The following is a 26,012-nucleotide window of genomic DNA, read 5'->3' on the forward strand; positions in this document are numbered from 1 at the left end:
GTCGGGCCCCACCACCCGCCCGACGCGGTCACCCGCACCTACCAACCGAACCGCCGATCCACCACCGCCGCGAACTCCTCGAACGACAACACCGCATCGCCATTCGCATCAGCCGCGTCGAACAACGCCGACGACGCCACCGCATCACCCACACCCCAGAACGGCAGATCCCCCCGCGCGGCCAACGTCGGCCCCTTCGACCGCAGAGCCGAGATCACCTCCGCCCGCGTCAGCTCCCCGTCCTCGTCCAGATCGAGCGCGTCGAACAGCTTCCGGGCCTTCTCACTCATCACACAGTCCCTCGTCGAAACAGCCTTGACCTCAACCTAACCTGAGGTCATACGGTCGCAACATGACGACCAAGACGTACTCCCAGGAACAGCTCGCCGCCCAGCCCATCGGCTACTGGGCCCGAGAAGCGGCCGGCCTGGTCATCGGCGGCCTCCGCACCGCCCTCGCCGAAGAACAGCTCACCCAGCCCCACTGGTGGACCCTCAACCACATCGCCCGCGCCCCGGGCACATGGACCCGCACGGCCCTCATCGAGAAGCTGACCCCCTTCGACGACCAGGACACCGACTTCGAGGCCGTCCACGCCGACCTCACCACCCGAGGCTGGATCACCGAGACCGACCACCGCCTCACCCTCACCGAAGCCGGCGAAGCAGGCCGCCTCCGCGCCCACGACCGCAACGCCAAGGTCCACGCACGCATGCGGGCAGGCATCGACGACACCGCATACGCGGCCACCATCGACACCCTCCGCCACCTGGTCGCCAACCTCGGCGGCAACGGCGACCTCCCCTCCTGAGCCCCCCGACGACCCCGCAGACACAGGTCCAGGATCGCGGCCGGACCCACCCCCTCGGCCCAGCCGGCGCCATCATGGCCGCACCGGCCGGAGAGGTTGCGGGCTCCGGCGACCGCGGGCCGACCGCCGACGGCGCGGACCTGGACGAGGGTTCCGGAGCCTCATCCGGATCGGACCCACAGGCACCGCGACGGACGCCGACACCATCGCGGACATCTACGACCACGTCGAACCCGGCGCCGACCAGGCCGCCTTCTGCCGGACCGCGCGCTGACGACACGCCCGACGCACAGGCCAGGACGGGCGGCCCCTACAGGACGTTCCAAGCGGAGACGCAGGGCTGCCCACCCTCGACGGACAGGAAACCGAGACTGCCCGGGTGCGGGTGACCGAGCAGTCGACTCGCGGACGCGTCCAGACCGAGCCACCGCACGGCGAGCACGCGCGCCAGATGACCGTGCGCCACGACCGCGACGTCACCGTCGCCCAGCAGCCTACGGATACGCTCCAACACCGCATCCACCCGCGCGGCCACCTCCGCCAACCGCTCGCCAGGATGCTCCACATCGCCCGCAACGACGCCGTCCCGCCACAAGTCCCAGCCCGGCCGCGACGCACTGATCTCCTCGGCGGTCAGGCCTTCGTAGCCGCCGTAGTCCCACTCCAACAGATCGGGATCGGCCTCCGCCCCGACCAGGCCCGCCAACTCGGCCGTCCGCATGGCACGGCTCAGCGGACTGCTGAACACGGCGACCGGACGGCGACCGGCCAGCCTCGGACCAAGAGCCCTGGCCGCCGCCTCACCCGACTCGGTCAACGGAACATCGGTCCGACCGGCGTGCCGACCCGACAGACTCCACTCGGTCTGACCGTGCCTGATCACTATCAGCTCACCCATGGCCACGCACGCTAGCCGATCACACCTCCAACTCGGCATGGTTGCAGCCGAATCGGGCCGCAACGAGAGCCGAACCCGGCGCGATCACCCCGGCGAGTCGCCCCCACGCAGAGCGGCCGCGACCAGCCCCGCCAAAGCCTCACGCGGCACCTCACCACCGCTCACCAGCCGATCGAAGACCAACCCGTCGATACACGTCAGCAGGGTGTGCGTGCGATTCTCCACATCCGGCACACCACGTGCGACGAGGAAGAGACGCACGGCCTCACGACCCGCGTTCTCGCGAGGAACGAGGATCTCGCGCAGCTCAGGATCGCGCACACTCTCGACGGCACAGGCATACCGGGCGAGCGAGCGGCGACGCCCCTCGCCGGTCAACCGCTGCCGGGTGAGCAGCACCATGCCGTCCACCAACTCCTCGACCGTGCGAAGCGCCGGAAGCGCCTCCGCCGTCGCCCGCAGCTCCGCCTGGTCGACCTGAACCAGACGGGCGACGAGACCGGCGAGCAACGCCGCCCGGGTGCGGAAGTACGCCGACGTGGTACCGGGCGGCAGGGCAGCCCTGCGGTCGACCGCCCGATGCGTCAGGCCACGCATCCCCTCATCGGCCAGTACGTCGAGAGCCGCGTCCGCGAGCAAGGTACGTCGATCCGAAGCCATACCCCTTTCTACACCTGTAGACCCTCAGGTAACCTCCACCTTCTACAGGTGTAGAAAAATGGGGGTCGCAGCATGAACAACACAGCCGTAGTGGTCGGAGCCGGCATCGGCGGACTCGCCACCGCCATCGGACTCCACCGCATCGGATGGAACGTCACCGTCATCGAACGCTCCCCGACCCCCGAAGACGCCGGAGCCGGCATCTCACTCGCCGCCAACGGCCTCCGCGCACTCGACGAACTCGGCATCGGCCACGCCGTACGCGCCGCCTCCCGCAACCAATACACCGGCGGCACCCGCACACCCGACGGCACCTGGCTCACCCACATGAACGGCACCGCACTCGAAGACGCCGTAGGCACACCCATTGTCGGCATCCCCCGCGCCACCCTCCACCGACTCCTGCGCGAACACCTCCCCACCGACACACTCCACATCGGCACCGAAGCCGGCCCCGTCGAACAGACCGACCCCACCACGGTCCGCGTCACCCACGGCACCACCACCCTCAACGCCGACCTCGTCGTCGCGGCCGACGGAATCAACAGCCGGCTACGCAACCAGCTCTTCCCCACCCACCCCCACCCCACCTACAGCGGCTCCACGGTCCTGCGCGCCATCACCGACCACCCGATCGACCTGCACACCGACTTCGAACTGACCTGGGGCCACGGAGTCGAATTCGGACACATCGCCTTCCTCGACGGCCGAGCCGAATGGCACGCCGTCCTCGACCTCCCCGCCCGGACCCGCTTCACCGACCCACTCACCGAACTACGCCGACGATTTGGAACCTGGCACGACCCCATCCCCGCCCTCCTCGACGCCACCCACCCCGACGCCGTACTGCACCACGACATCAACGAACTCCCCACACCCCTGCCCACCTACACGGTCGGCCGGATCGCCCTCCTCGGCGACGCGGCCCACGCGATGACCCCCCACCTCGGACAAGGCGCCTGCCAGGCCCTGGAAGACGCCGTCACCCTCGCCGCCGCACTCGCCACCGAGCCCACCATCCCCGCCGCCCTCACCCGCTACGACACCGAGCGCCGACCCCGCACCCAAGCAGTTGCACGAGCCGCCCGACAGGCCGGACGGATGGGCCAGCAACTCTCCCACCCCCTGGCCGTCGCCCTGCGGAACACCGCCATGCGACTGACCCCCTCCCACGCCGCCACCCGCATGATCCTCCGCCACCACGCCTGGGTCCCGCCGAGACTGGACTGAACCGCCCCCCTTGCAGCGGCGGGGGGCAGCCCGACCGACCTACACCTGCTCCTTGTACACGGCCTCGACGTTGTTGCCGTCCGGGTCGTCGACGAACGCGCAATAGGCGCGGTACTCGGGCCACAGCCGAGGTTCGTGCCGGGACGTGCCACCGGCGGCCAGGGCGGCCTCGTAGAACGCGTCGACCGAGGCCCGGTCACGCGCGGTGAACGCGATGTGCGCGCCCCGCGTCACCGTGGCGTCGCCCGCGGAGTAGAGACCGAAGGACGGAGTGTCCCTCTCCTCCTCCCAGAACTCTGCCCCGAAGTCGGGCGCTTCCCAGACGACACCGAGAGGCTCGAGCGCGGCGATGTAGAAGCGGGTACTCGCCTGGAGGTCCGAGGCGATGAAGGTGACGTGGTGGATGAAGGGCCATCGTTGTGTCATGACCGCGCAGTCCACGAGCGTCAACTCCAGGGCCTGGCGCCGGGCGTGACCCCGGCGTCGGCAAGGGCTCGCACGCTCCGGCCGGTCTCAGTACTTCGGCCCGATGTGGGCGTCCATCAACGCGACGCACGCCTTGCGCGCGACGGACACGTTGAACGGGTCGCTACCCCGGGCCAGGACGGTCCACCGGACGCCGACCTTGGTCAGCGTGTCCGTGCACAGCTTCCGGATGTCGTCGGACTTGTTGGTGAAGAAGTACCGCGGATACTCGTACCGCTTGCCGTTGCGGACGGTCCAGTTGGTGATCCGGCACCCGTCGGAGTGGATCAGCCCCCGCAGGAACTCCCAGGGGTGGGCGTCGACGATCTCCTGCTGCCAGCCTTCGAGGACGATCCGCCGCTCATGCTTCTTGCCCGGCCCGTGCTGCGGGAACAAGCACGTCCAGTGGCGCCCGTAGCTGGTGACGGCTACACAGCCTTGCTTCTGCTGGGAGCTGACTCTGTCTCCTGGGCGTACAGCAGTGACGGCCGCTCGGCACAATTCGATAAGGCCTGGCCAGGCATCCGCACATGCGATCCGGAGGTAGTGACCACCGCGAGGGTGGGGGCTGATGCAGCCGTCGCCGAGGTAGAGGCCGAGAAGGTATGCGTACGAGGCGGTATCGGCGGGCCCAGCGCAAGGCGAGGCTTGGTTGAATAGGCGGGGTAACGGCTCCACCCGGGATCGCCAGGATCGGATCGCGGCGCGGGATATCCCGGTTGCCTTGCTGACGGAGTTCAAACTGTGCCCGTCGGCGAGCAGGTCCAGCGTGCGCATGCGTGTTTCCACGTCGTACATGCAGTCGATGCTGTCGGGTGAAATGGTCGTACGCCCCGCATTTCGGCGGGCTTCCCCGAAACGAGTCATGGTCACGCGAAGATCGCGTGACCATGGAATCCAAGATATGTGCCCCAGGTGGGATTCGAACCCACACTGTCCGCTGTTTGAGAGCGGCCTCTCTGACCAGTTGGAGTACTGGGGCCTAAGAAACGAAGGCCCGGGTGAGCCCTGCGCGAGACCACCTTACCGTAGCTAGGTAGGCTCAGGGGAGCTTGTTATGCCCCGTAAAGAGGAGCCACCCGTGACCGCCGAGCACGAGTCGACGCCCACGCCCGACGCCGACCAGTCGCACGTTCCGCCGCTGACGACCCGGGTCGTCATCGCCGAGGACGAGGCGCTCATCCGTCTCGATCTCAAAGAGATGCTCGAAGAAGAGGGCTACTCCGTCGTCGGTGAGGCCGGCGACGGGCAGACGGCCGTCGAGCTCGCTCGCGAGCACCGCCCCGACCTGGTGATCCTCGACGTGAAAATGCCCGTCCTGGACGGGATCTCCGCGGCCGAGAAGATCGCGGAGGAGTCCATCGCGCCCGTCCTGATGCTCACCGCGTTCTCGCAGCGCGACCTCGTCGAGCGGGCTCGGGACGCCGGTGCGATGGCGTACCTGGTGAAGCCGTTCAGCAAGAGCGACGTGGTGCCGGCCATCGAGATGGCCGTCTCCCGCTTCGCGGAGCTGCGGGCGCTGGAGAAGGAGGTCGAGGACCTTTCCCAGCGGCTGGAGACGCGCAAGCTGGTGGACCGGGCCAAGAGCATTCTGCAGACGCAGTACGGGCTGACGGAGCCGGCCGCCTTCCGGTGGATCCAGAAGTCGTCCATGGACCGTCGGATGTCCATGCAGCAGGTCGCCGAGGTCGTCATCGAGGACGCCGAGGCGAAGAAGAAGGAGAGCGGCAAGTAGCGGCCGCCCCCGGACATGCGTGAGGCCCGCCTCCCCCCGAGGGGAGGCGGGCCTCACACGTTCGTCGGATCAGTCTTCGCCGAGGTAGGCCTTGCGGACGTCCTCGTTGTGGAGGAGGTCGCGGCCGGTGCCGGAGAGGACGATCTTGCCGATCTCCATGACGTGCGCGGAGTCGGAGAGCGAGAGCGCCGCCTGGGCGTTCTGCTCGACGAGCAGGATGGTCATGCCCGTGCTCTTGAGTTCCTTGATGGTCGCCATGATCTTCTGCATCATCAGCGGGGACAGGCCCATGGAGGGCTCGTCCAGCATCAGGAGCTTGGGGCGGGACATGAGCGCGCGGCCCATGGCGAGCATCTGCTGCTCACCACCCGAGAGGGTGCCGGCGGCCTGCTTGCGACGCTCGCCCAGGATGGGGAACATCTCGTAGGCGCGCTGGACATCCGCCTCGATGCCTTCCTTGTCGGTGCGCAGGAAGGCGCCGAGCTGGAGGTTCTCGGCGATCGTCAGCCGAGGGAAGATGTGGCGTCCCTCGGGGGAGTGGGCGAGGCCCAGGGAGACGATCTTGTGGGCGGGGACGGCCGCGAGGGGCTGTCCGTCGAAGGTTATGCTGCCGCTCTTGGGCTTGATGAGCCCGGAGAGGGTGCGCAGGGTGGTCGTCTTGCCGGCGCCGTTGGTGCCGACGAGGCAGACGATTTCGCCTTCGTTGACCTCGAAGGAGATTCCCTTGACGGCTTCGATCTTGCCGTAGGCGACTTTGAGGTCTTCGACCTTGAGCAGTGCGGTCACTTGGTCTCTCCTTCCGTGCTGGTGGTGCTGGTGGTGCTGGTGGTGCTGTCCGCGTCGGTGGCGGTGTCCGTGGCGGGGGCCGCGTCCGTGTCCGGGGCGGCGTCCGCGTCGGTCTCGGTCTCGGTGGCGGTTTCCGGCTCGGCGGCGGCCTCGACCTCGGCCTCGGTCACAGCGTCGGCGTCGGCTTCTGCCTCGGCCTCGGCTTCCGCCGGGGCGGCCGTGGCTTCGGCTGCGGCTTCCGCTGCCTCGACCGCGGCGACCTCGGCGGCGCCCGGGTCGCCCTCGAAGGGCTCGCCGAGGTAGGCGGCGATGACGCGCTCGTCGCCCTGGACCTCGGACGCGGTGCCCTCGATGAGCTTCTCGCCCTGGACGAGGCAGGCGACGCGGTCGCAGAGGTTGAAGATGAAGCGCATGTCGTGCTCGATGACGAGGACGGCGATGCCCATGTCGCGGATGGCGAAGATGAGTTCTTCGGCAGCGCGGGTTTCCTGCGGGTTCATGCCGGCGGTGGGCTCGTCCAGGAGGATGAGGCCGGGGTCGCTGGCGAGGGCGCGGGCGATTTCCAGCTTGCGCTGTTCGCCGTAGGGGAGGTTCTTGGCCAGGTGCTGGGCCTTGTTCTCCAGGCCGATGAACTCGAGGAGTTCCATGGCGCGCGCTTCGCTGGCGGCTTCGGCCTTCTTGAAGCCGGGGCCGCGCAGCAGTGCGGACCAGAGGCCTTCCTTGGTGCGGGTGTGGCGTCCGACGAGGACGTTCTCCAGCACGGTCATGTTGTGGAAGAGCCGGATGTTCTGGAAGGTGCGGGCGATGCCGGCCTCGGTGACCTTGTGGGGCTTGGGAGGCAGGACGGTGCCCTTGTAGCTGACGCTGCCCTCGGTGGGGACGTACAGCCCGGTGAGGCAGTTGAAGAAGGTGGTCTTGCCGGCGCCGTTGGGGCCGATGAGTCCGACGATCTCGCCCGCGTTGACCTGGAGGTCGACGCCCTTGACGGCGGTGAGGCCGCCGAAGCGCATGGTGACGCCCTTGGCTTCGAGAACCGTGGTCTTGGTGGTGGTGGACGTGGTGTCCGTGGTGGTCGTCATGTTGTTCACGCCCCCGCCTTGGCGGTGGCCAGGTCCGTGGGGGCCTGGTCAGCGGTGTCGTCGTGGAACTCGAGCTGCGCGCGCTTGTTGGCGATGAGGCCTTCGGGGCGGAAGCGCATGAGCAGGATGAGGGCGATACCGAATGCGAGGAGCTGGTAGTCCTGGAGGAAGGCCAGCTTCGCCGGGATCAGGAAGAGGAGTGCGGCGCCGAGGATGGGGCCGCGGATGGTGCCCATGCCGCCGAGGATGACGGCGGCGAGGAGGAACGCGGAGTTCGGCGGGACGGGCCCGGCGAAGACGTAGTTCTCGGGGACGACCGTGCTGTTGACGTGTGCCTGGACGGTGCCGGCGAGGCCGGCGAGGGTGGCGCCGAGGGCGAAGGCGATGAGCTTGACCTTGAAGCCGTTGATGCCCATGGCTTCGGCGGCGGTCTCGTCCTCGCGGATGGCGACCCAGGCGCGGCCGATGCGGCTGCTGCCGGCGCGGGCGAAGACCACGACGACGAGGGCCATCACGAGCAGCATCAGGAAGTAGTAGTTGGCGTAGGCGCCGAGGGTGATGCCGCCGACCACGTGGGATTCCCCGAAGTTCCACCCGAAGATTTCGAGGTGGGGGATGTTGGGGATGCCGTTGGGGCCGTTGGTGATGTCGGGGCCGGAGGTGCCGTCGAGGTTGCCCATGGCGATGCGGAAGATTTCTCCGAAGCCGAGGGTGACGATGGCGAGGTAGTCGCCGCGCAGGCGCAGGGTCGGGGCTCCGATGACCACGCCGAAGATGAGCGAGGCGAGGGCGCCGACGATGACCGCTGCCCAGAAGGGGAGGTGGATGCCGAAGGCGGATGCGGTGCTTCCGGAGACCAGGGCCGCGGCGTAGGCGCCGACGCCGAGGAAGGCGACGTAGCCGAGGTCGAGGAGGCCGGCGAGGCCGACGACGACGTTGAGGCCGAGGGCGACGGTCGCGAAGATCAGGATGTTGACCGCGATGAGCGTGTAGGTGTCGCCGCTCTGCTGGATGAACGGGAAGGCGATGGCGGCGGCCGCGGTGCCGAGCAGGGTGACCTGGCGGTACTTGGCGGTGAGGCCGCCGAGGCGGGCGAAGAGGCCGGACTTGTTCAGCGCGAAGGCGGCGAGGCCGACGGTGATCAGGTAGGCGACGAAGAGCTGCGGTTCCTTGTCATCGGTGTCGATGCCGTAGGTGATGACGAAGAGACCGATGGCGAAGACGGCGGTGATGATGAGGATTTCGGCCCAGGAGGGCAGCTGCTTGGCGGGGGCCGCCTTGCGGGTGTCGTCGGCGAGCTTGTTCACGGCGAGGACCGGGATGAGCGAGCCGACGAGGGCGACGTAGGCGCCGGGTTCCAGGTTGACGACTCCGCCGAGGACGACGGTGATGGCGATGACCGTGAACCAGGTGGCGGCGAGGTTGCCGAGGGTGAGGAAGAAGAGCGCCTTGCGGGAGCCGCTGGGGGTGAGCCAGCCGAGGCCCTTGACGCCGAGAGCGGAGAGCGCGTGGGCGAGGGTGAGGGCGGCGCCGGCGAGGGTGACGTACTGGAGGCCCGCGGGGCTGCCGTAGTAGGTCAGGTCGCCGGGGAATTCGGCGGTCCAGGTCCACGCGAGGAAGGCGCTGACGATGGTGAGGAGGCTGCCGGCGATGACCGCGTAGAGGAGGGTGGTGGGCGCGGGGCCCTGCTTCACCGTGTCGGCGGTCTGCGGGGTCTGCGGGGTGGTGTTGGTGGTGGTCATGGTTCTCACGCCCGATCCGCGACGCGCTCACCGAGCAGGCCTTGTGGCCGCACGAGGAGGACGACGATGAGGAGTACGAAGGCCCAGACGTTGGACCAGGCGCCACCGCCGAGCTGCGACATGCCGGGGATGTCTTCGATGTAGGCGATCGAGAGGGCTTCGGCGAGTCCGAGGACGACGCCGCCGACCATGGCTCCGTAGATGTTGCCGATGCCGCCGAGGACGGCCGCGGTGAAGGCCTTGAGGCCGAGGATGAAGCCCATCTCGAAGTTGATCTGGCCCTTGTCGAGGCCGTAGGCGACAGCGGCGACGGCGGCGAACGCGGCACCGATGGCGAAGGCCATGACGATGATGCGGTCGGTGTTGATGCCCATCAGCTTCGCGGTGTCGGGGTCCTGCGCGGTGGCCTGCATGGCGCGGCCGCTGCGGCTCTTCTGGACGAAGATGCCGAGGGCGAGCATGCAGAGCGGGGCGAGGATGAGGACGAAGAGGTCCGCGCGCTGGATCGCCAGGCTGTCGGTGATCTTGAAGGCGGCTCCCTTGAACTCAGGGAAGCTGACGGCCTTCTTGGCGTCCGGGTAGAACTGCCAGACGAGCTGCTGGAGCGCGATCGAGAGGCCGATTGCGGTGATGAGGGGTGCGAGCCGGGGGGCGCTGCGCAGTGGGCGGTAGGCGAAGCGTTCGGCTGCGCAGGCCACGGCGACGGAGGTGGCGGCACCTCCGACGATCATGACGGGTATCGCGATCAGCAGGGAGGTGCCGGTCGGGAGGATGGCGTAGGCGCTGAGCGCGCCGAAGCCGCCGATCATGAAGATCTCGCCGTGGGCGAAGTTGATGAGCTGGACGATGCCGTAGACCATGGTGTACCCGATGGCGATGAGACCATAGAGAGCACCGAGGGCCAGGCCGTTGGCCAGCTGTTGCGGCAGTTCGTGCACCGCAGGGCCTCCGATGAGCGTGTCGGATAAGACTCCGCGCGAGGGCACTGTTTGCGCCCTCGCGCGGCGTTGGTTCAGGTGGTGCGGGTGGTGCTGGGGACTACGGGCTTACTGGTTGAAGGTGTCGCTCTTGACGTCGACCCACTTGCCGCCCTCGACCTTGTAGACGGTGAGCTGCTTGTTGGTGGTGTCGCCGTACTCGTCGAAGGCGACCTTGCCGGTCACGCCTTCGAAGGAGACCTTGCCGAGCGCCTCGACGACCTTGGCGCGGGCGTCGGTGGGCAGCTTGCCGCTGTTGGCGGCGACGGCGGCCTTGACGGCCTGGATGACGGCCCAGCCGGCGTCGTAGGAGTAGCCACCGTAGGCGGCGTACGGGTCCTTGTAACCCTCGGCCTTGTAGTCCTCGATGAACTTCTTGGCGGTGTCGAGCTTCTCGACGGGGTAGCCGATGGAGGTGGCGAGGTCGCCCTCGTTGGCCTCACCGGAGGCGCTGATGAAGGCCGGGTCCTGGATGCCGTCGCCGCCCATGAGGGGGACGTTGGCGCCGGTCTTCTTGATCTGGTCGGCGAGCAGGCCGCCCTCGGGGTACTGGCCGCCGAAGTAGACGGAGTCGGCGCCGGAGGTCTTGACCTTGTCGGCGGTGGAGGAGAAGTCGGTCTCCTTCACGGTGACGTGGTCGGTGCCGACGACCTCGCCGCCGAGCTTCTTGAACTCCTCGGCGAAGATCGCGGCGAGGCCGGCGCCGTAGGTCTGCTTGTCGTCGACGATGAAGACCTTCTTCTTGCCGGCGTCCTTGAAGAGGTACTGGGCGGCGAACTTGCCCTGGACCACGTCGGTGGCGGCGGTGCGGAAGTAGGTCTTGAAGCCGCGCTTGAACTCGCCCTTGCCCCAGTTGTCGCCCTGGCTGAGCGCGGGGTTGGTGTTGGCGGGGGAGACCTGCGCCAGGTTGGCGGAGGCGAAGACGCCCTGCATCTGCTGGGCGACGCCGGAGTTCAGCGGGCCGACGACGCCGAGGACGTCCTTGTTGCCGACGAGCTTGGTGGCGTTGGCCTGGCCGGAGGCGGGGACGGCCTGGTCGTCGAGGGCCTCGACCTTGAACTCGATGCCCGGGACCTCGTTGTTCTTGTTGGCCGTCTTGGCCGCGAGGTCGACGGAGTTCTTGATGCCCTGGCCGAGCGCGGAGAGCGAGCCCGTGAGCGGGGCGTCCACACCGATGACGACGGTGGTCTTCTTGCCGCCGCCGTTGTCCTTGGAGTCTCCGCCGTCGCGCGATCCGCAAGCGGTGAGGGTCAGTGCTCCCGTGGTGATCACGGTGGTGAGGACGAGCAAAGAACGGTGTCGCACGATTCTTCCTTTCCCTGGCGCGGCTCTCTCGTGAGAGGTGCCGTTAGGTCGCCGGGCCGCACTGGGAGGTCCACGGCCGTGCTGATTGCGCCCTGCGGCGCGGTGACTGGCCGTGACTCTAGGCCCGAGGTGGCGAGCACGGGGAGCAGGGAAAGGAGGATGTGACGCTCTTGTTATGCCAAGGCCAAGAATGTGTAGCGGGAGTGTGGACAAAACGGACGTTTTCTTACTTTGGCGGGTGTCCGCATCCTGAGAAATACCTGTTCTCCTAAGGGGCTTGAGGCCCTCATGCACCTGTCTTAGATCATTTTCGGCCGAATGTGGCTGCGCGTGGCCAAAGGAATCCTCCGAGTGGTCTTTCTTAAGGGAAAAGGCGGATTCCGGCCCTCATGTGCATTACGCAGAGTGACGGTCAAGAGGTCACTTTCGCAATCGAATGGATCTTGTCCGAGCGGCGGCATGGCCCCCGACCTGCGGTTCGGTCGCACGGGGGTATCTGCCCGGAAGCCGGACACCGCATTCGGGAATGCGGTGACCTCGGTCACGTCGGGGGACGCCAGTTCTCCGAACTCGTCGTCGCGCCGCCCTCGTCGGCGCAGCGCTGCGCCACGAACCGGTCGATCAGCTCAAGTGCCTTGTCCCGTCCGGTAGTTCGTTCCTCGGCGCGACCTGCGGCGACGGCGTCCTCGTGAATCGCGTACTGGGCGTTGGACAGGCCCTTCTGCTCCCAGTCGAGACCCGACCACGTGGTGCCCAGAAGGGTCTCTTTCGCCCAGTAGGACACGAGGCTCGTGCACACCTGTACGGGCGAGGGCGGGGCGGGCGTGGCGGGGCCGGCGGAGGGGCTCGCGGAGCCCGCCGCGGGGGGTGGCGCGGAGGATGAGCATCCGGTCAGGGCGAGCGCCGCGAGAAGGGTGTGGGCGGCGTACCGGGCCGTTCGTGGCATGGTCCCCATGAGGGGGACGGTAGGCGGTGACCATCGGTCACACAACAGATGTCGCCTCGAAGCGTGCGGACTGGCGGATTCCGGGCGGTTGGCAGGCGTGGTTGGCGGGCGTGGTTGGCGGGCACGGCGCCGTCCGGGAGCGCGCGCAGGCCCGGATCCGCCGCCGTGCGGGCGGGGTCCGGGCCTGTCGGGTGGTGCGGTGGTGCGGCCGGGCGGTGGTGCGGCCACGCGGTCGGCGGCCTTCGGTCAGGCTCCCGCGGCGGCGGCCTGGTCGGCGTCGCGCAGCAGGCAGGTCAGGCGGGCGGTGCAGATCCGCTTGTCCTGCTCGTCGGTGATGACGATCTCGAAGGTGGTCGTCGAGCGGCCGCGGTGGACCGGGGTGGCGACGCCGGTGACGATGCCGGAGCGGGCGCCCCGGTGGTGGGTGCAGTTCAGGTCCACGCCGACGGCGATCTTGGTGATGCCACCGTGCATCATGGCGCCGACCGAGCCGAGGGTCTCGGCCAGCACGGCGGAGGCCCCGCCGTGCAGGAGCCCGTACGGCTGGGTGTTGCCCTCGACGGGCATGGTGCCGACGACACGGTCGGCCGAGGCCTCCAGGATGCGGATGTCCATCCGCTCGCCGAGGTGTCCCGCCGAGAACAGCGAGGGCAGGTCGATGCCCAGGGCCGCGTACTCGTCGAGGACCTCCTGCGGGAACTTCACTGCGTGCTGCTCGCCCATGGTCAGGCTCCGTTCGTCAACGATCGTTAACCATCTTGTCCTGAGGTCGTTCTATCAGGCCGGTTCGAAGCGCACGACGACGGACTTGCTGGCCGGGGTGTTGCTGGTGTCCGCCGTCGAGTCCAGCGGGACCAGCACATTGGTCTCGGGGTAGTACGCGGCCGCGCAGCCGCGGGCCGTCGGGTAGTGCACGACGCGGAAGCCGGGCGCGCGCCGCTCCACACCGTCCTTCCACTCGCTCACCAGGTCCGTGTACGAGCCGTCGGCCAGGCCCAGCTCGGCCGCGTCGGCCGGGTTGACCATGACGACGCGGCGGCCGCCCGTGATGCCGCGGTAGCGGTCGTCGAGGCCGTAGATCGTGGTGTTGTACTGGTCGTGGCTGCGCAGGGTCTGCAGGAGCAGCCGGCCCGCCGGGACGCGCGGGTACTCCACGGGCGCGGCGGTGAAATTGGCCTTGCCGGTCTTCGTCGGGAAGCGGCGCTCGTCGCGCGGGGCGTGCGGGAGCTGGAAGCCGGCCGGGCGCGCGACGCGGGCGTTGAAGTCCTCGAAGCCGGGGACCACGCGGGAGATCCGCTCGCGGATCGAGGCGTAGTCGCGCTCGAACTCCTCCCACGGGGTGGCGGAGGCCGCGCCGAGGACCGCGCGGGCCATGCGGGCCACGATCGCGGGCTCGGAGAGCAGGTGCGGGGAGGCCGGGGGGAGGTTGCCGCGGGAGGCGTGGACCATGCCCATGGAGTCCTCGACGGTCACGAACTGCTTGCCGCTCGCCTGTATGTCCTTGTCGGTACGGCCGAGGGTGGGCAGGATCAGGGCCCGCCGGCCGGTGACCGCGTGGGAGCGGTTGAGCTTGGTGGAGACGTGCACGGTCAGGGCGGCCTTGCGGATGGCGGCCTCGGTGACCTCGGTGTCGGGGGTGGCGCCGACGAAGTTGCCGCCCATCGCGAAGAGGACCTTGGCCTTGCCGTCGCGCAGGGCCTGGATGGAACGGACCACGTCGTAGCCGTGCCCGCGCGGCGAGGTGATGCCGAATTCCTTGTCGAGGGCGTCGAGGAAGGCGGGCGCGGGGCGTTCGAAGATCCCCATGGTGCGGTCGCCCTGCACGTTGGAGTGGCCGCGGACGGGGCAGACGCCGGCGCCGGGGCGGCCGATGTCGCCGCGCAGCAGGAGGAGGTTGACGACCTCGCGGATGGTGGCGACGGCGTGCTTGTGCTGGGTGAGGCCCATGGCCCAGCAGATGATGGTGCGCTTCGAGGCCAGGATCATGGCCAGCGCCCGCTCGATCTCGGGGCGGGTCAGGCCCGTCGCGGTGAGGGTCTCGTCCCAGTCGGCCTGCTTCGCGGCGGCCGCGAGTTCCTCGTAGCCGTGGGTGTGCTCGCGGATGAAGGCCTCGTCGGTGGCGCCGTCCGTCTCGATGACGAGCTTGTTGAGGAGGCGGAAGAGGGCCTGGTCGCCGCCGATGCGGATCTGCAGGAAGAGGTCGTTGAGGGCGGTGCCCTTGAGCATGCCGACGGGGGTCTGGGGGTTCTTGAACCGCTCCATCCCGGCCTCGGGCAGCGGATTCACCGAGATGATCTTCGCGCCGGCGGTCTTGGCCTTCTCCAGGGCGGAGAGCATGCGCGGGTGGTTGGTGCCCGGGTTCTGCCCGGCGACGATGATCAGGTCGGCCTGGTGAAGGTCTTCGAGGGAGACGCTGCCCTTGCCGATGCCGATGGTCTCCGTCAGTGCGGAGCCCGAGGACTCGTGGCACATGTTCGAGCAGTCCGGCAGGTTGTTGGTGCCGAACTCGCGGGCGAAGAGCTGGAAGAGGAACGCGGCCTCGTTGCTGGTGCGGCCCGAGGTGTAGAAGAGGGCCTCGTCGGGGGAGTCGAGGGCGGTCAGCTCCTCGGCGATGATCGCGAAGGCCCGCTCCCAGCCGACCGGCTCGTACCGGTCGCCGCCCTCGGGGAGGTACATCGGCTCGGTGATGCGGCCCTGCTGGCCCAGCCAGTAGCCGGAACGCGTGGCCAGATCGGGCAGCGGGTGCGCGGCGAAGAACTCGGGGGTGACCCGGCGCAGGGTGGCCTCCTCCGCGACGGCCTTGGCGCCGTTCTCGCAGAATTCGGCCGTGTGCCGCTTGTCGCCCTCGGGCCAGGCGCAGCCCGGGCAGTCGAAGCCGTCCTTCTGGTTGACCTTGAGGAGCGTGCGGGCCGTGCGGGCCACGCCCATCTGCTGCTGGGCGATCCTCAGGGTGTGCCCGATCGCGGGCAGGCCGGCGGCCGCGTGCTTGGGCGGTGTGACCTGCGGTGCGTCCTGTACCGGATCGCCTGTGGGCGGCTTGGTCGCCATCGCGCTCCCCTTCGAGCGTACGTACGTATGCAGCACGTGTGGCCGCGTCCTTCGATCCTTGCACGGACCACGGACCGAGGGGAGGGCGGTCCGGTGCTCACCGAGCCCGGCCGGGTGCGCCGGGGGCGTCCGGTGGGGAGGATGCGCCGGGGGAGGCGACGGGCCGGAATTGTCGGTGGGGGCGCCTAGGATCGGGGCGTGGCAGATTCATCAGCGAAGAAGACCGACCAGCCGCCCGCAGCGGACCGTCCCCGCCTGATGCTCATGGACGGGCACTCCCTGGCCTACCGGGCGTTCTTCGCGCTGCCCGCGGAGAACTTCACGACCGCGACGGGGCAGCCGACGAACGCCATCTACGGGTTCGCGTCGATGCTGGCGAACACGCTGCGCGACGAGGCGCCCACGCACTTCGCGGTGGCGTTCGACGTCTCCCGCAAGACGTGGCGCTCGACGGAGTTCCCCGAGTACAAGGCGAACCGTTCCAAGACCCCCGACGAGTTCAAGGGGCAGGTCGAGCTGATCGGCGAGCTGCTCGACGCGATGCACGTGCCGCGCTTCGCGGTCGACGGCTTCGAGGCCGACGACGTGATCGCGACGCTGGCCACGCAGGCCGAGGCGGCCGGCTTCGACGTGCTGATCGTCACCGGTGACCGGGACTCCTTCCAGCTCGTCTCCGCGCACACCACCGTGCTCTACCCGACCAAGGGTGTCTCCGAGCTCACCCGGTTCACCCCGGAGAAGGTCGAGGAGAAGTACGGGCTCACCCCGCAGCAGTACCCGGACTTCGCGGCGCTGCGCGGCGACCCGTCCGACAACCTGCCGGGCATCCCGGGCGTCGGTGAGAAGACCGCGGCCAAGTGGATCACCCAGTTCGGGTCGTTCGCGGAGCTCGTGGAGCGTGCCGACGAGGTCAAGGGCAAGGCCGGGCAGAACTTCCGGGACCACCTGGAGGCCGTCAAGCTCAACCGGGTCCTGACCGAGATGGTCAAGGACGTGGAGCTGCCCAAGGCCCCGGCCGATCTGGCCCGCGTCCCCTACGACCGGACCGCCATGCTCGGCGTGCTGGACGTGCTGGAGATCCGTAACGCCTCGCTGCGCGAGCGGCTGCTCGCCGTCGACCCGGGCGCGGCCGTGGAGGAGGCCCCGGCCCCGGCGGCCGGGGTGGAACTGGACGCCTCGGTGCTCGCCGCCGGCGAGCTGGCGCCGTGGCTGGAGAGCCACGCGGGCGGGCCGCTGGGTATCGCGACCGTCGACAGCTGGGCACTGGGCCAGGGCAATGTCACCGAGATCGCGCTGGCCGCGGCCGGCGGCGCCGCCGCCTGGTTCACGCCCGCCGAGCTCGACGAGGCGGACGAGCGGGCCTTCGCGGCCTGGGCCGCCGACGCGGCGAAGCCCAAGGTCGTGCACAACGCCAAGGGCCTGATGCGGGTCTTCCCCGAGCACGGCTGGACCCTGGCCGGTGTCGCCATGGACACCGCGCTCGCCGCCTACCTGGTCAAGCCGGGCCGGCGGTCCTTCGCGCTGGACGCGCTGTCCATGGAGTACCTGCACCGGGAGCTGGCGCCCGCCGCCGCCGACGGCCAGCTCGCGTTCGGCGCCGACGAGACCGCCGAGGCCGAGGCCCTGATGGCGCAGGCCCGCGCCGTCCTGGACCTGGGCGACGCCTTCACGGACAAGCTCGCCGAGGTGGGAGCCGCGGAGCTGCTCCACGACATGGAGCTGCCCACCTCCGAACTCCTCGCACGGATGGAGCGGTCCGGCATCGCCGCCGACCGCGAGCACCTGGAGGCCATGGAGCAGCAGTTCGCGGGCGCCGTGCAGCAGGCCGTGAAGGAGGCGCACGCCACCGTCGGCCACGAGTTCAACCTCGGCTCGCCCAAGCAGCTCCAGGAGGTGTTCTTCGGCGAGCTCGACCTGCCGAAGACGAAGAAGACCAAGACCGGTTACACCACGGACGCGGACGCGCTGGCCTGGCTGGCCACGCAGACCGACCACGAACTCCCGGTGATCATGCTCCGGCACCGGGAGCAGGCCAAGCTGCGCGTCACCGTCGAGGGCCTGGTCAAGACCATCGCCGCCGACGGCCGGGTGCACACCAGCTTCAGCCAGATCGTCGCCGCGACTGGCCGACTGTCCTCCACCGACCCCAACCTGCAGAACGTGCCGGTGCGCACCGACGAGGGTCGCGCAATCCGCCGCGGCTTCGTCGTCGGCGAGGGCTTCGAGTCCCTCATGACCGCCGACTACAGCCAGATCGAGCTGCGCGTCATGGCCCACCTCTCCGAGGACGAGGGCCTGATCGAGGCCTTCGCGACCGGCGAGGACCTGCACACCACCGTTGCCTCCCAGGTGTTCGGCGTGGAGCGGTCCGCGGTCGACGCCGAGATGCGCCGCAAGATCAAGGCCATGTCGTACGGACTGGCCTACGGGCTCTCCGCGTTCGGCCTCGCCCAGCAGCTGAACATCGAGCCCGCCGAGGCGCGCGGTCTGATGGAGACCTTCTTCGAGCGGTTCGGCGGGGTCCGGGACTACCTCGGCCGGGTCGTCGACGAGGCCCGCGCCACCGGATACACGGCGACGATCTTCGGGCGCCGCCGGTACCTGCCCGACCTCAACAGCGACAACCGCCAGCGCCGCGAGGCCGCCGAGCGGATGGCGCTCAACGCCCCCATCCAGGGCACCGCCGCCGACATCGTCAAGGTCGCGATGCTGCGCGTGGACAAGGCGATCGCCGAGGCCGGCCTGCGCTCGCGGATGCTGCTCCAGGTCCACGACGAAATCGTGCTGGAGATCGCCCCCGGCGAGCGCGAGCAGGTCGAGGAGCTGGTGCGGCGCGAGATGGGCGCCGCCGTCGAGCTCCGGGCCGCGCTGGACGTGTCGGTGGGTGTCGGCCCGGACTGGGAGTCCGCCGCGCACTGATCCCCGTACGGCAGGCCCGGCGCCCGTCCCCGCAGCTCAGGCGGTGGGGACGGGCGTCCGTGTCTCCTCGTCCGCGGGGCGCCCGGTCCGGTCGTGGCGGTGCCGCAGCCGTACGAGGGCCCCGTAGACCAGCAGCGCCACGATCAGTCCGCCGCCCGCGCCGAAACAGATGGTCGGGATGATGTCGAGCGGCGTACGGATGCGGTCGAAGAAGTCGAAGAAGCGGAACACGCGCCGGGTTGCCCCGGCCGCCACGCACACCACGAGCAGGGCGAGCGCTCCCAGGAGTTCGCCGCGGGAGAGCATCGGCACGGACGCGGGGGCCGGGAGGGCCGGCAGCCGGCGCAGGGCGGTCACCGTGAACCAGAGCAGGGCGCAGGCGGCGACGGCCGAGGTGCCGTACTGGAGGAAGGAGTAGCCCGGCAGGCCGTAGGCGAGCGGCTGGGCGAGATCGGGCAGCGCGTTCGTGCCCCAGCGGTCGTTGTGCGTGAAGCTGTCCCACCCCACGTGGGTGAGGGACCCGACGACCGCCGAGACGTAGAACCAGCACACGAGCGCGGCCGGCCGGGGACGTTCGCGCCATGCCTCGCCCCGCACGAAGGCGTGCACCCTGCCCCGCCAGTTGTGCGGCAGGAGCGCGACGAGCGGCTCGCGCAGCAGAAGCCAGAAACCCACCAGGACGGCGGTCAGTACGGCGTCCAGCGTGAAGACGCCCAGGAGCGAGTGCGTGAAGGCCCCGTACGTCAGCACGCCTTCGACGACCGCGTCCGTGAAGTAGAAGGTGTCCGGTGCGAACGACCCGAGGACGAGCGCCGAGGCGACAAGGGGGCCCCGCGCACGCCCGGTCCGACGGATGGCCGGAAGGACGGCGGCCGCGTGGCTGAGAGTGAACGGCATGGCACCTCTTCTGCGTGTTCCTGCGTGTTCCTGTGGGCGTCCCTTACTTCGGGCCAATGCTCCCGAAGGGTCCCGACAGTATGCGTGAGCTGCTGCGGGACGTGGGGATCCGGTGAATTCCCGCCCACCTTGCGTGCTGTGTGAAGGGAGTTGACGTAGGGTCACGCGGACGTCGAGGGGGAGGGGTCCGACCCATGTCGGCTCGAATATTCGGACGCAGGTTGCGCAGGGGAACGACGGCCGCTCTGGTCTCCACCCTGGTGGTCGCGGCGGTGACCGCGTCCCAGGGTCCGGTGGACGGGAGCACCGACCGGCTCTCCGCCGCCGGGGAGAACATCGCGCAGCCGGCGGAGGTCGCGGACACGGCGGGCGGCGACTCCGCCTACCTCACCGAACTCCCGCCACCGGTGGGCCCGCTGCCACCGGAGGTGCCGCCGTCGCAGCAGGGGCAGCCGCAGCCACCGGCGCAGGCGCCGACGGCCCCCGAGGCGGCCGCCGCGGCACCGGTCGTGACCGGGCCCGCGGAAGGGGCCCAGGGCATACCGGCAAGCGTGCTGGCCGCGTATCTGCGCGCGGAGAAGACCGTGGGGCAGAGCGACCCCGGCTGCGGACTGCGCTGGCAACTCCTCGCGGCCATCGGCAAGGTGGAGTCCGGACAGGCGCGCGGCGGGCAGGTCGATCCGACCGGGACCACACTGCGGCCGATCCTGGGGCCCGTGCTCGACGGCAACGGCTTCGCGAACATCTCCGACACCGACGGCGGGGCCTACGACGGGGACGCCCGCTACGACCGGGCGGTCGGGCCGATGCAGTTCATCCCCTCCACCTGGGCGGCGTGGGGCCAGGACGCGGACGGCGACGGCCGGCGCAACCCGAACAACGTGCACGACGCGGCCCTCGCGGCCGGGCGGTACCTGTGCGCGGGCAGCCGCGACCTGCGGGTGGACGCGGACCTCGACCGGGCCGTGCTGTCCTACAACCGGTCCGCGGAGTACCTGCGCACGGTGCGGTCCTGGTTCACGTACTACCTGAAGGGGACACACGCGGTTCCCGACCGGCCGGGCGCGGGCACGGGTACGCCCGAGCCCGCCCCGAAGCCGACGCCTACGCCGACCCCGACGCCCACGCCTTCTCCGACGCCGGACCCGAAGCCCACGCCGACGCCTACGCCGACCCCGGACCCGACGCCGACGCCTACGCCTACGCCGACCCCGGACCCGACGCCGACGCCGACGCCCACGCCGACCCCGACGCCCACGCCGACGCCCACGCCGACGCCGACCCCGACGCCCACCCCCACCCCCACCCGGACGGCGCCGGCTCCCACTCCCACTCCCACTCCCACCCCGTCCGCGTCGCCCAGCCGTACCCCGGCGTCCACGCCCACCCCGAAGCCGGCCCGTACGCCCTCGGCGTCACCGTCCGCGTCCGCCCGCTGACCGGCACGCCCCCCCGCACCGTCCCAGCGACCCCCGTCAGGGACACCCGTGAAGCCACCCGTCGTCGCGGCGGGTGGCTTCACCTCGATCGGTGCGCCCGGGACGTTCTCATCTCGCCTCCGCGTTGCTACGGTGCCCCATCTCTGACGCCTCATCAGATTTCGGAGCCCCGGCATGCGCGCATTCGTCGCCGCCGTCATCGGCCTCGCGGCCGCGCTGGCCCTCGTGTTCGCCATCACGGCGTTCGGGGTGCCCGAAGGCGAGACCTCACCCAAGCCCCTGCTCACCACCGCGCCCCCCGCGCCCGGAAAGTAGAGGAGGGCCCGGCCGTGCGACGCAGAGCGAGCCTTGTCCTGCTGGCCCTAGCCGTGTTCTGCGCAGCCCTCGCGCCGCTGCTGCGCTGGTACGCGTACCCCCGCCTCGCCAAGATCCCGCCGAACCAGTACCAGGAGGTGGTCCTGGAGGCGAAGGACGCGACGCTCCTCGACTACACCGGCGGCATGCAGCCCAAGAAGGTCGACAAGGTCACCATCGTCCAGACCCTCAAGGGCAACGTGGAGGCGTCCGAGGAGATAGAGGCGAGCGCCGGCAAGGACGTCGTCGTCTGGGACACGCTGTCCTACATCATCGGCCCGGACGGGAAGATGGTCTCCCAGATCCCCGAGCGCTACATCTTCGACGCGCACACCCAGGACCCGGTCCACGCCACCGGCGAGATGGTCGACGGGGACCCCGTCAAGCGCGAGGGCATCGAGTTCAAGTGGCCCTTCTTCACCGAGCCGCGCGACTACCTGTACTTCGACGCGCAGACCCGCACCGCCTCACCGATCCACTACGTCGGACCGCGCACGTTCAAAGGCATGGACGTCTACTACTTCGAGCAGACCGTCCCCTGGACCAAGGTCGCCATGCCCAAGAAGATGCCGATCGAGGGCATCGACCCGGCGACGATCGAGGCGGCCACCGGCACCACCCTCTGGTACACCGTCAAGGCGAGGTTCTGGGTCGACCCGGTGACCGGCGCCCCCGTCAACGCCGAGCAGGACATCCAGCAGGAGATGCGCGGCGGCATCGCGGCCGGCGGCCCCGACGGCAAGCTCACCGCCTTCGCCGGACACGTCACGATGCGCGAGGACTACTCCGACCACACGGTCGCCCTCGTCAAGGCGAACCGTACGAAGGTCCTCGCGCTGCACACCTACGCCCCGATCGGCCTGGCCACCACCGGGCTCGTCCTGCTCGGAGCGGCCCTGTGGCTGGAGGCGCGCGGCCGCCGCGTACGGGAGGCGGGAGCCGCGAGGGCGGACGGGGTCAGCGCCTGAGCCGGGCGTTGGTGTGCCGGGTGGGCTCGGCGGTGGCCGGGTCCTCCGGCCAGGGGTGCTTGGGGTAACGCCCGCGCAGTTCCGCGCGCACGGCCCGGTAGCCGCCCTGCCAGAAGGAGGCGAGGTCCGCCGTGACGGCGGCGGGCCGGCCGGCGGGCGACAGCAGGTGCACCAGCACCGGTACGCCCGCCACCTTCGGGGTCCGCGCCAGCCCGAACAGCTCCTGCAACTTCACCGCGAGCACCGGCTGCCCGTGCTCGGCGGAGTAGTCCACCCGGATCCGGGACCCGCTGGGCACCTCCAACCGTTCCGGAGCCAGCTCGTCCAGCCGGACGGCCTCTCCGGTGGCCCACGGCAGCAGCCGGTTCAGGGCCTGCCCGGCGTCGATCCGGGCGAGGTCGGCGCGGCGCCGGGCCCGCGACAGCTCGGGCTCCAGCCAGTCGTCGGCGCGCTCCAGCAGGGCCAGGTCGTCGGCCACGTCGGGCCAGCCGCCGCCGAGCGTGCGGTGCAGGAAGGCGAGGCGGGCCCGGAGCGTCAGCGCGTCCGGGGACCAGCGCAGCAGGCCGAGCCCCTCGGTGCGGAGCCCGTCGAGGAGGGCGGCCCGGACGAGCGCGGGATCGGGGGTGCGCAGCGGACGTACGGCCAGCTCGATCGCCCCGAGGCGCTCGGCGGCGCGGGCGACCAGGTCGCCGTCCTCCCAGTGGACCTCCTCCCCCGCGGTGAGCAGGTGCGCGGCGGCGGCGCGGGCGGTGTCCTCGTCGACGAGCGCGGCCAGCCGCACCCGGGCGGACGCGGAATGCGGGGGCCGGTCGGCGACGGCGACCGCCAGCCAGGGCGCGCTGCGCAGCCGCGAGCCGTCGCCGAGCTCGGCCGCGGTGCCGTTGGCCATCAGGAAGGCCCCCGAGCCCTTGGTCTTCGCCACCCGCTCGGGGAAGGCCGAGGCCGCGATCAGGCCTGCGGCGGCATCGTCGGGTACGGCGCCGCCGCCGGGGCTCCGCCCCGAACCCCACGCCTCGAACGCCGGCGGGGCGGATTCTTCGGCCCCGCCGGCGCCTGAGGAGGTGTGGGGCGCGGCCCCGGCCCCGGTTTCGCCGGAGCGCCCCGGAGGGGAAACGGCACGCTCCAGGCGGCGGGCCTCCGCCCGCCAGCGGACCGCGTAGCCGTCGCCGCCCGCGCGGGCCTGTCGCCACGCGCCGGCCAGGTCGTCCCCGTACTCCCGCGGCGGCTCCTCGCTGATCAGGGCCACCACCTCCGCCGCCCGCCGGGCACCCAGCGCGGCCGAGCCGTCGAGCAGGGCCCGGGCCAGTCGCGGGTGCAGCCCGAGCCGGGCCATCCGCTGCCCGCGCGCGGTGACCGCACCGGCCGGGGACACCGCGCCGACGGCCACCAGCACCTCCCGCGCCGCGGCCATCGCCCCGGCCGGCGGCGGGTCCAGCAGGGCCAGCCCGGCCGCGTCCGGGTCGCCCCAGCACGCCGCCTGCAGGGCGAACTGCGCCAGGTCGGCGATACGGATCTCCGGCGAGGGGAACGCGGCCAGCCGGCCGTCCTCCGCCTCGGCCCAACAGCGGTACACCGCGCCCGGTGCCTCGCGCCCGGCCCGGCCCGCCCGCTGCCGTCCGGCCGCGCGGGACGCCCGTACGGTGGCCAGCGCGCCCAGCCCGCGCGCGTGGTCCACGCGGGGCTCGCGGGCCAGCCCGGAGTCCACCACCACGCGTACCCCGGGGACGGTCAGGCTCGACTCCGCCACGGCGGTGGACAGGATCACCCTGCGGTGATCGGCGACGGAGAGCGCCGCGTCCTGCACCGCGGCAGGGGCCCGGCCGTGTATCTGCAGCACCTCCGCGTGCACCCCGGCCAGCTGCCCCGCGACCCGGGCGATCTCGCCGACGCCGGGCAGGAAGCACAGGACGTCGCCGTCGCGTTCCGCCAGCGCCCGCCGCACCACCGAGGCCACGTGCGTCAGCTGCGCCGGATCCACCCGCATCCCGTGCGGAGGCCGCACCGGCCGGGCCGGCGGGGCCCAGACCGTCTCCACGGGGTAGGAGACCCCCGCGGCCTCCACCACCGGCGCGCCGCCCAGGCTTCCCCGGCCGAGAACGTGGGCCCAGCCGGCGGAGTCCGTCGTCGCCGAGGCCGCCACCAGCCGGAGCTCCGGGCGCAGGGTCTCGCGTACGTCGAGGAGGAATGCGGCGACCGTGTCGGCGTCCAGGTGCCGCTCGTGGCACTCGTCCAGGACCACCACATCCACGCCGGTCAGCTCCTGGTCACGCTGGAGGCGCTGGAGCAGCACCCCGGTGGTCACCACCTCGACGGCGGTGTCCGGGCCGACCACCCGCTCCCCGCGCACGGTGAAACCCACCGCCCCGCCGACCTGCTCGCCCAGCAGCCAGGCCATCCGGCGCGCCGCGGCCCGGGCGGCGATCCGCCGGGGCTCCGCGACGACCACCCGGCGCCGTGGCCCGCCGCCCGGCCCGCCACCCACCAGGCCGGCCAGGACCAGCGGCACCAGCGTGGTCTTGCCGGTGCCGGGCGGGGCGCAGAGCACCGCCGTGCCGTGGTCGTCCAGCGCCGAGACGAGCGCGGGCACGACCTCCCGTACGGGCAGGGCGTCGAGGGCGGCGGTACGGATCACGTCAGTCGCGCTCGCAGACGAAGATCGCGGTGCCCGGGATCAGGTTGCCGCGCAGCGGGGACCAGCCGCCCCACTCCTGGCTGTTCCACTCCGGCCACTCGGGTTCGACCAGGTCCAGCAGGCGGAAGCCGCCCGCCACCACGTCGCGCACCCGGTCGCCGATCGTGCGGTGGTGCTCCACGTACAGGGCGCGGCCCTGCTCGTCCTGCTCCACGTACGCGGTGCGGTCGAAGTAGGAGGCGGAGACGGACAGCCCCTCGGGTCCGGGCTCGTCCGGAAAGGCCCAGCGGACGGGGTGGGTCACGGAGAAGACCCAGCGGCCGCCGGGGCGCAGTACGCGGTGCACCTCGCGCATGACGCCCGCGGGGTCGGCGACGAAGGGGACGGCGCCGTAGGCGGAGCAGGCCAGGTCGAAGGTGCCGGCGCGGAAGGGCAGCCGTCCGGCGTCCGCCTCGACCAGCGGGAGGTCGTCGCCGATGCGCAGGGCGTGCTGGAGCTGGCGGTGGGAGAGGTCGAGGGCGACCGGGCGGGCGCCCTGGGCGGCCAGCCAGCGCGAGCACTGGGCGGCGCCGGCGCCGATCTCCAGGATGTCCTTGTCCCGGAGGGAGGCGACGGGGCCGAGGAGGGCAGCCTCCGCCTCGTCCAGGCCTTCGGGGCCCCAGACGAAGCGGTCGTCGCCGAGGAAGGCGCCGTGGTCGTTCTGGTACTCGTCGGCGTTGCGGTCCCACCAGCTGCGGCTCGCCCGGCTGCTCTCCGCTTCCCCCGCGTCACGCCGGGTGGCCTCGGGGTCGTCCCCGGATACCGGATCGGCTTCGTGTGCTACTTCGGAGGCGTAGTCCTCTTGGTTCATGGGGCCCGTCGTCGTAGTCTGCGAATGTCTTGGGAATGTGGCAGGAAGCGCCATGAAGGCCTTCCCGCCCATGAATTGTGCCGGTTGTGCGGTGATCCGCCCGGGGTGTGCGCCTTCGCGCATTGACCCTGTCCGGCTGCCCCCGTATGCTACAAGTTGCGCTGCGAGCCTGTGCTCCTCAGACCTAGCAGGCTGCGCTTGTATTTGTTGAGGTCCCCTCGGTTCTCGAGGCCCCTCCGCGTCTGCGGAACGGGGGTCTCCTTGGCTGTCC

Annotated in this window: 23 protein-coding genes and 1 tRNA gene; 7 read left to right on the forward strand and 17 right to left on the reverse strand. The window is 70.7% G+C overall.

The window, feature by feature from the left end; genetic code table 11:
* Positions 1 to 38 precede the first annotated feature (38 nt).
* On the reverse strand, positions 39 to 290 hold the full coding sequence (locus BCL76_RS27980; protein WP_109782308.1) for an EF-hand domain-containing protein: 252 nt from the start codon (positions 288 to 290) through the stop codon (positions 39 to 41).
* Between the two features lie 62 nt (positions 291 to 352).
* On the opposite strand from BCL76_RS27980, the gene BCL76_RS27985 reads away from it, so the two are divergent.
* Entirely contained in the window at positions 353 to 811 is a 459-nt protein-coding gene (locus BCL76_RS27985; protein WP_109782164.1) for a MarR family transcriptional regulator, read from the forward strand.
* Positions 812 to 1,121: 310 nt separating this feature from the next.
* Here BCL76_RS27985 and BCL76_RS27990 read toward each other — a convergent pair whose 3' ends face one another.
* The gene (locus tag BCL76_RS27990) at positions 1,122 to 1,709 is read right to left on the reverse strand and encodes a histidine phosphatase family protein (protein WP_109782309.1); all 588 of its coding nucleotides are present in this window, start codon (positions 1,707 to 1,709) and stop codon (positions 1,122 to 1,124) included.
* Positions 1,710 to 1,793: 84 nt separating this feature from the next.
* Positions 1,794 to 2,369, reverse strand: a complete 576-nt coding sequence (locus BCL76_RS27995) for a TetR/AcrR family transcriptional regulator (protein ID WP_109782165.1) — start codon at positions 2,367 to 2,369, stop codon at positions 1,794 to 1,796.
* Positions 2,370 to 2,441: 72 nt separating this feature from the next.
* Between BCL76_RS27995 and BCL76_RS28000 the strand changes: the two genes are divergently transcribed.
* On the forward strand, positions 2,442 to 3,599 hold the full coding sequence (locus BCL76_RS28000) for an FAD-dependent monooxygenase (protein WP_109782166.1): 1,158 nt from the start codon (positions 2,442 to 2,444) through the stop codon (positions 3,597 to 3,599).
* A 39-nt stretch (positions 3,600 to 3,638) separates the two neighbouring features.
* On the opposite strand, the gene BCL76_RS28005 is transcribed toward BCL76_RS28000, so the two are convergent.
* From BCL76_RS28005 to BCL76_RS28015, 3 genes are all read right to left on the reverse strand, one after another.
* Positions 3,639 to 4,025, reverse strand: coding sequence for a VOC family protein (locus BCL76_RS28005; protein ID WP_109782310.1), 387 nt, complete (start codon positions 4,023 to 4,025; stop codon positions 3,639 to 3,641).
* An 87-nt stretch (positions 4,026 to 4,112) separates the two neighbouring features.
* A complete protein-coding gene (locus tag BCL76_RS28010; RefSeq protein WP_109782167.1) occupies positions 4,113 to 4,862 on the reverse strand; it encodes a helix-turn-helix domain-containing protein in 750 nt (249 codons plus the stop codon).
* Positions 4,863 to 4,971: 109 nt separating this feature from the next.
* Positions 4,972 to 5,046: transfer RNA gene (locus tag BCL76_RS28015), tRNA-Leu, on the reverse strand.
* A 75-nt stretch (positions 5,047 to 5,121) separates the two neighbouring features.
* Between BCL76_RS28015 and BCL76_RS28020 the strand changes: the two genes are divergently transcribed.
* Entirely contained in the window at positions 5,122 to 5,799 is a 678-nt protein-coding gene (locus tag BCL76_RS28020) for an ANTAR domain-containing response regulator (protein ID WP_109782168.1), read from the forward strand.
* 69 nt (positions 5,800 to 5,868) lie between these two features.
* Here BCL76_RS28020 and BCL76_RS28025 read toward each other — a convergent pair whose 3' ends face one another.
* The 8 genes from BCL76_RS28025 to BCL76_RS28060 form a co-directional block, all read right to left on the reverse strand.
* On the reverse strand, positions 5,869 to 6,585 hold the full coding sequence (locus BCL76_RS28025; protein WP_109782169.1) for an ABC transporter ATP-binding protein: 717 nt from the start codon (positions 6,583 to 6,585) through the stop codon (positions 5,869 to 5,871).
* Positions 6,582 to 7,664 (reverse strand): ABC transporter ATP-binding protein, encoded by a 1,083-nt coding sequence (locus tag BCL76_RS28030; RefSeq protein ID WP_109782311.1) that lies wholly within the window; start codon positions 7,662 to 7,664, stop codon positions 6,582 to 6,584. Before BCL76_RS28030 ends, BCL76_RS28025 begins: the two co-directional genes overlap by 4 nt.
* 5 nt (positions 7,665 to 7,669) lie before the next feature.
* The gene (locus BCL76_RS28035) at positions 7,670 to 9,406 is read right to left on the reverse strand and encodes a branched-chain amino acid ABC transporter permease (protein ID WP_109782170.1); all 1,737 of its coding nucleotides are present in this window, start codon (positions 9,404 to 9,406) and stop codon (positions 7,670 to 7,672) included.
* A gap of 5 nt (positions 9,407 to 9,411) precedes the next feature.
* Entirely contained in the window at positions 9,412 to 10,344 is a 933-nt protein-coding gene (locus BCL76_RS28040; protein ID WP_030762336.1) for a branched-chain amino acid ABC transporter permease, read from the reverse strand.
* A 108-nt stretch (positions 10,345 to 10,452) separates the two neighbouring features.
* Positions 10,453 to 11,688 carry a branched-chain amino acid ABC transporter substrate-binding protein gene (locus BCL76_RS28045; RefSeq protein ID WP_109782171.1) on the reverse strand — a complete coding sequence of 412 codons (1,236 nt, stop codon included), beginning with the start codon at positions 11,686 to 11,688 and terminating at the stop codon, positions 10,453 to 10,455.
* A gap of 541 nt (positions 11,689 to 12,229) precedes the next feature.
* The gene (locus BCL76_RS38620; protein WP_146228437.1) at positions 12,230 to 12,643 is read right to left on the reverse strand and encodes a hypothetical protein; all 414 of its coding nucleotides are present in this window, start codon (positions 12,641 to 12,643) and stop codon (positions 12,230 to 12,232) included.
* 237 nt (positions 12,644 to 12,880) lie between these two features.
* A complete protein-coding gene (locus BCL76_RS28055) occupies positions 12,881 to 13,357 on the reverse strand; it encodes a PaaI family thioesterase (RefSeq protein ID WP_030762345.1) in 477 nt (158 codons plus the stop codon).
* Positions 13,358 to 13,411: 54 nt separating this feature from the next.
* A complete protein-coding gene (locus tag BCL76_RS28060) occupies positions 13,412 to 15,682 on the reverse strand; it encodes an FdhF/YdeP family oxidoreductase (RefSeq protein WP_109782173.1) in 2,271 nt (756 codons plus the stop codon).
* Between the two features lie 264 nt (positions 15,683 to 15,946).
* Between BCL76_RS28060 and polA the strand changes: the two genes are divergently transcribed.
* Positions 15,947 to 18,601, forward strand: a complete 2,655-nt coding sequence (gene polA, locus BCL76_RS28065; RefSeq protein WP_375137975.1) for a DNA polymerase I — start codon at positions 15,947 to 15,949, stop codon at positions 18,599 to 18,601.
* A gap of 36 nt (positions 18,602 to 18,637) precedes the next feature.
* Here the strand turns inward: polA and BCL76_RS28070 are convergent, their stop codons facing one another.
* Complete coding sequence (locus BCL76_RS28070; protein WP_109782175.1) at positions 18,638 to 19,498, reverse strand: DUF4184 family protein; 861 nt, start codon at positions 19,496 to 19,498, stop codon at positions 18,638 to 18,640.
* A gap of 194 nt (positions 19,499 to 19,692) precedes the next feature.
* Between BCL76_RS28070 and BCL76_RS28075 the strand changes: the two genes are divergently transcribed.
* From BCL76_RS28075 to BCL76_RS28085, 3 genes are all read left to right on the forward strand, one after another.
* Positions 19,693 to 20,937 (forward strand): lytic transglycosylase domain-containing protein, encoded by a 1,245-nt coding sequence (locus tag BCL76_RS28075; RefSeq protein ID WP_109782176.1) that lies wholly within the window; start codon positions 19,693 to 19,695, stop codon positions 20,935 to 20,937.
* A 174-nt stretch (positions 20,938 to 21,111) separates the two neighbouring features.
* Complete coding sequence (locus BCL76_RS28080; protein ID WP_106971437.1) at positions 21,112 to 21,252, forward strand: SPW_0924 family protein; 141 nt, start codon at positions 21,112 to 21,114, stop codon at positions 21,250 to 21,252.
* Between the two features lie 14 nt (positions 21,253 to 21,266).
* Positions 21,267 to 22,259, forward strand: a complete 993-nt coding sequence (locus tag BCL76_RS28085) for a DUF3068 domain-containing protein (RefSeq protein WP_109782177.1) — start codon at positions 21,267 to 21,269, stop codon at positions 22,257 to 22,259.
* On the opposite strand, the gene BCL76_RS28090 is transcribed toward BCL76_RS28085, so the two are convergent.
* Together BCL76_RS28090 and BCL76_RS28095 are read right to left on the reverse strand one after the other, a co-directional pair.
* Positions 22,249 to 24,891: an ATP-dependent RNA helicase gene (locus BCL76_RS28090; RefSeq protein ID WP_109782178.1), complete on the reverse strand. Its 2,643-nt coding sequence runs from the start codon at positions 24,889 to 24,891 to the stop codon at positions 22,249 to 22,251. The two genes, BCL76_RS28085 and BCL76_RS28090, sit on opposite strands and share 11 nt — an antisense overlap.
* Position 24,892: 1 nt before the next feature.
* Positions 24,893 to 25,741 carry a class I SAM-dependent methyltransferase gene (locus BCL76_RS28095; protein WP_109782179.1) on the reverse strand — a complete coding sequence of 283 codons (849 nt, stop codon included), beginning with the start codon at positions 25,739 to 25,741 and terminating at the stop codon, positions 24,893 to 24,895.
* Positions 25,742 to 26,012 lie beyond the last annotated feature (271 nt).

The sequence above is a fragment of the Streptomyces sp. CG 926 genome (assembly GCF_003148825.1).
GTDB lineage: Bacteria > Actinomycetota > Actinomycetes > Streptomycetales > Streptomycetaceae > Streptomyces.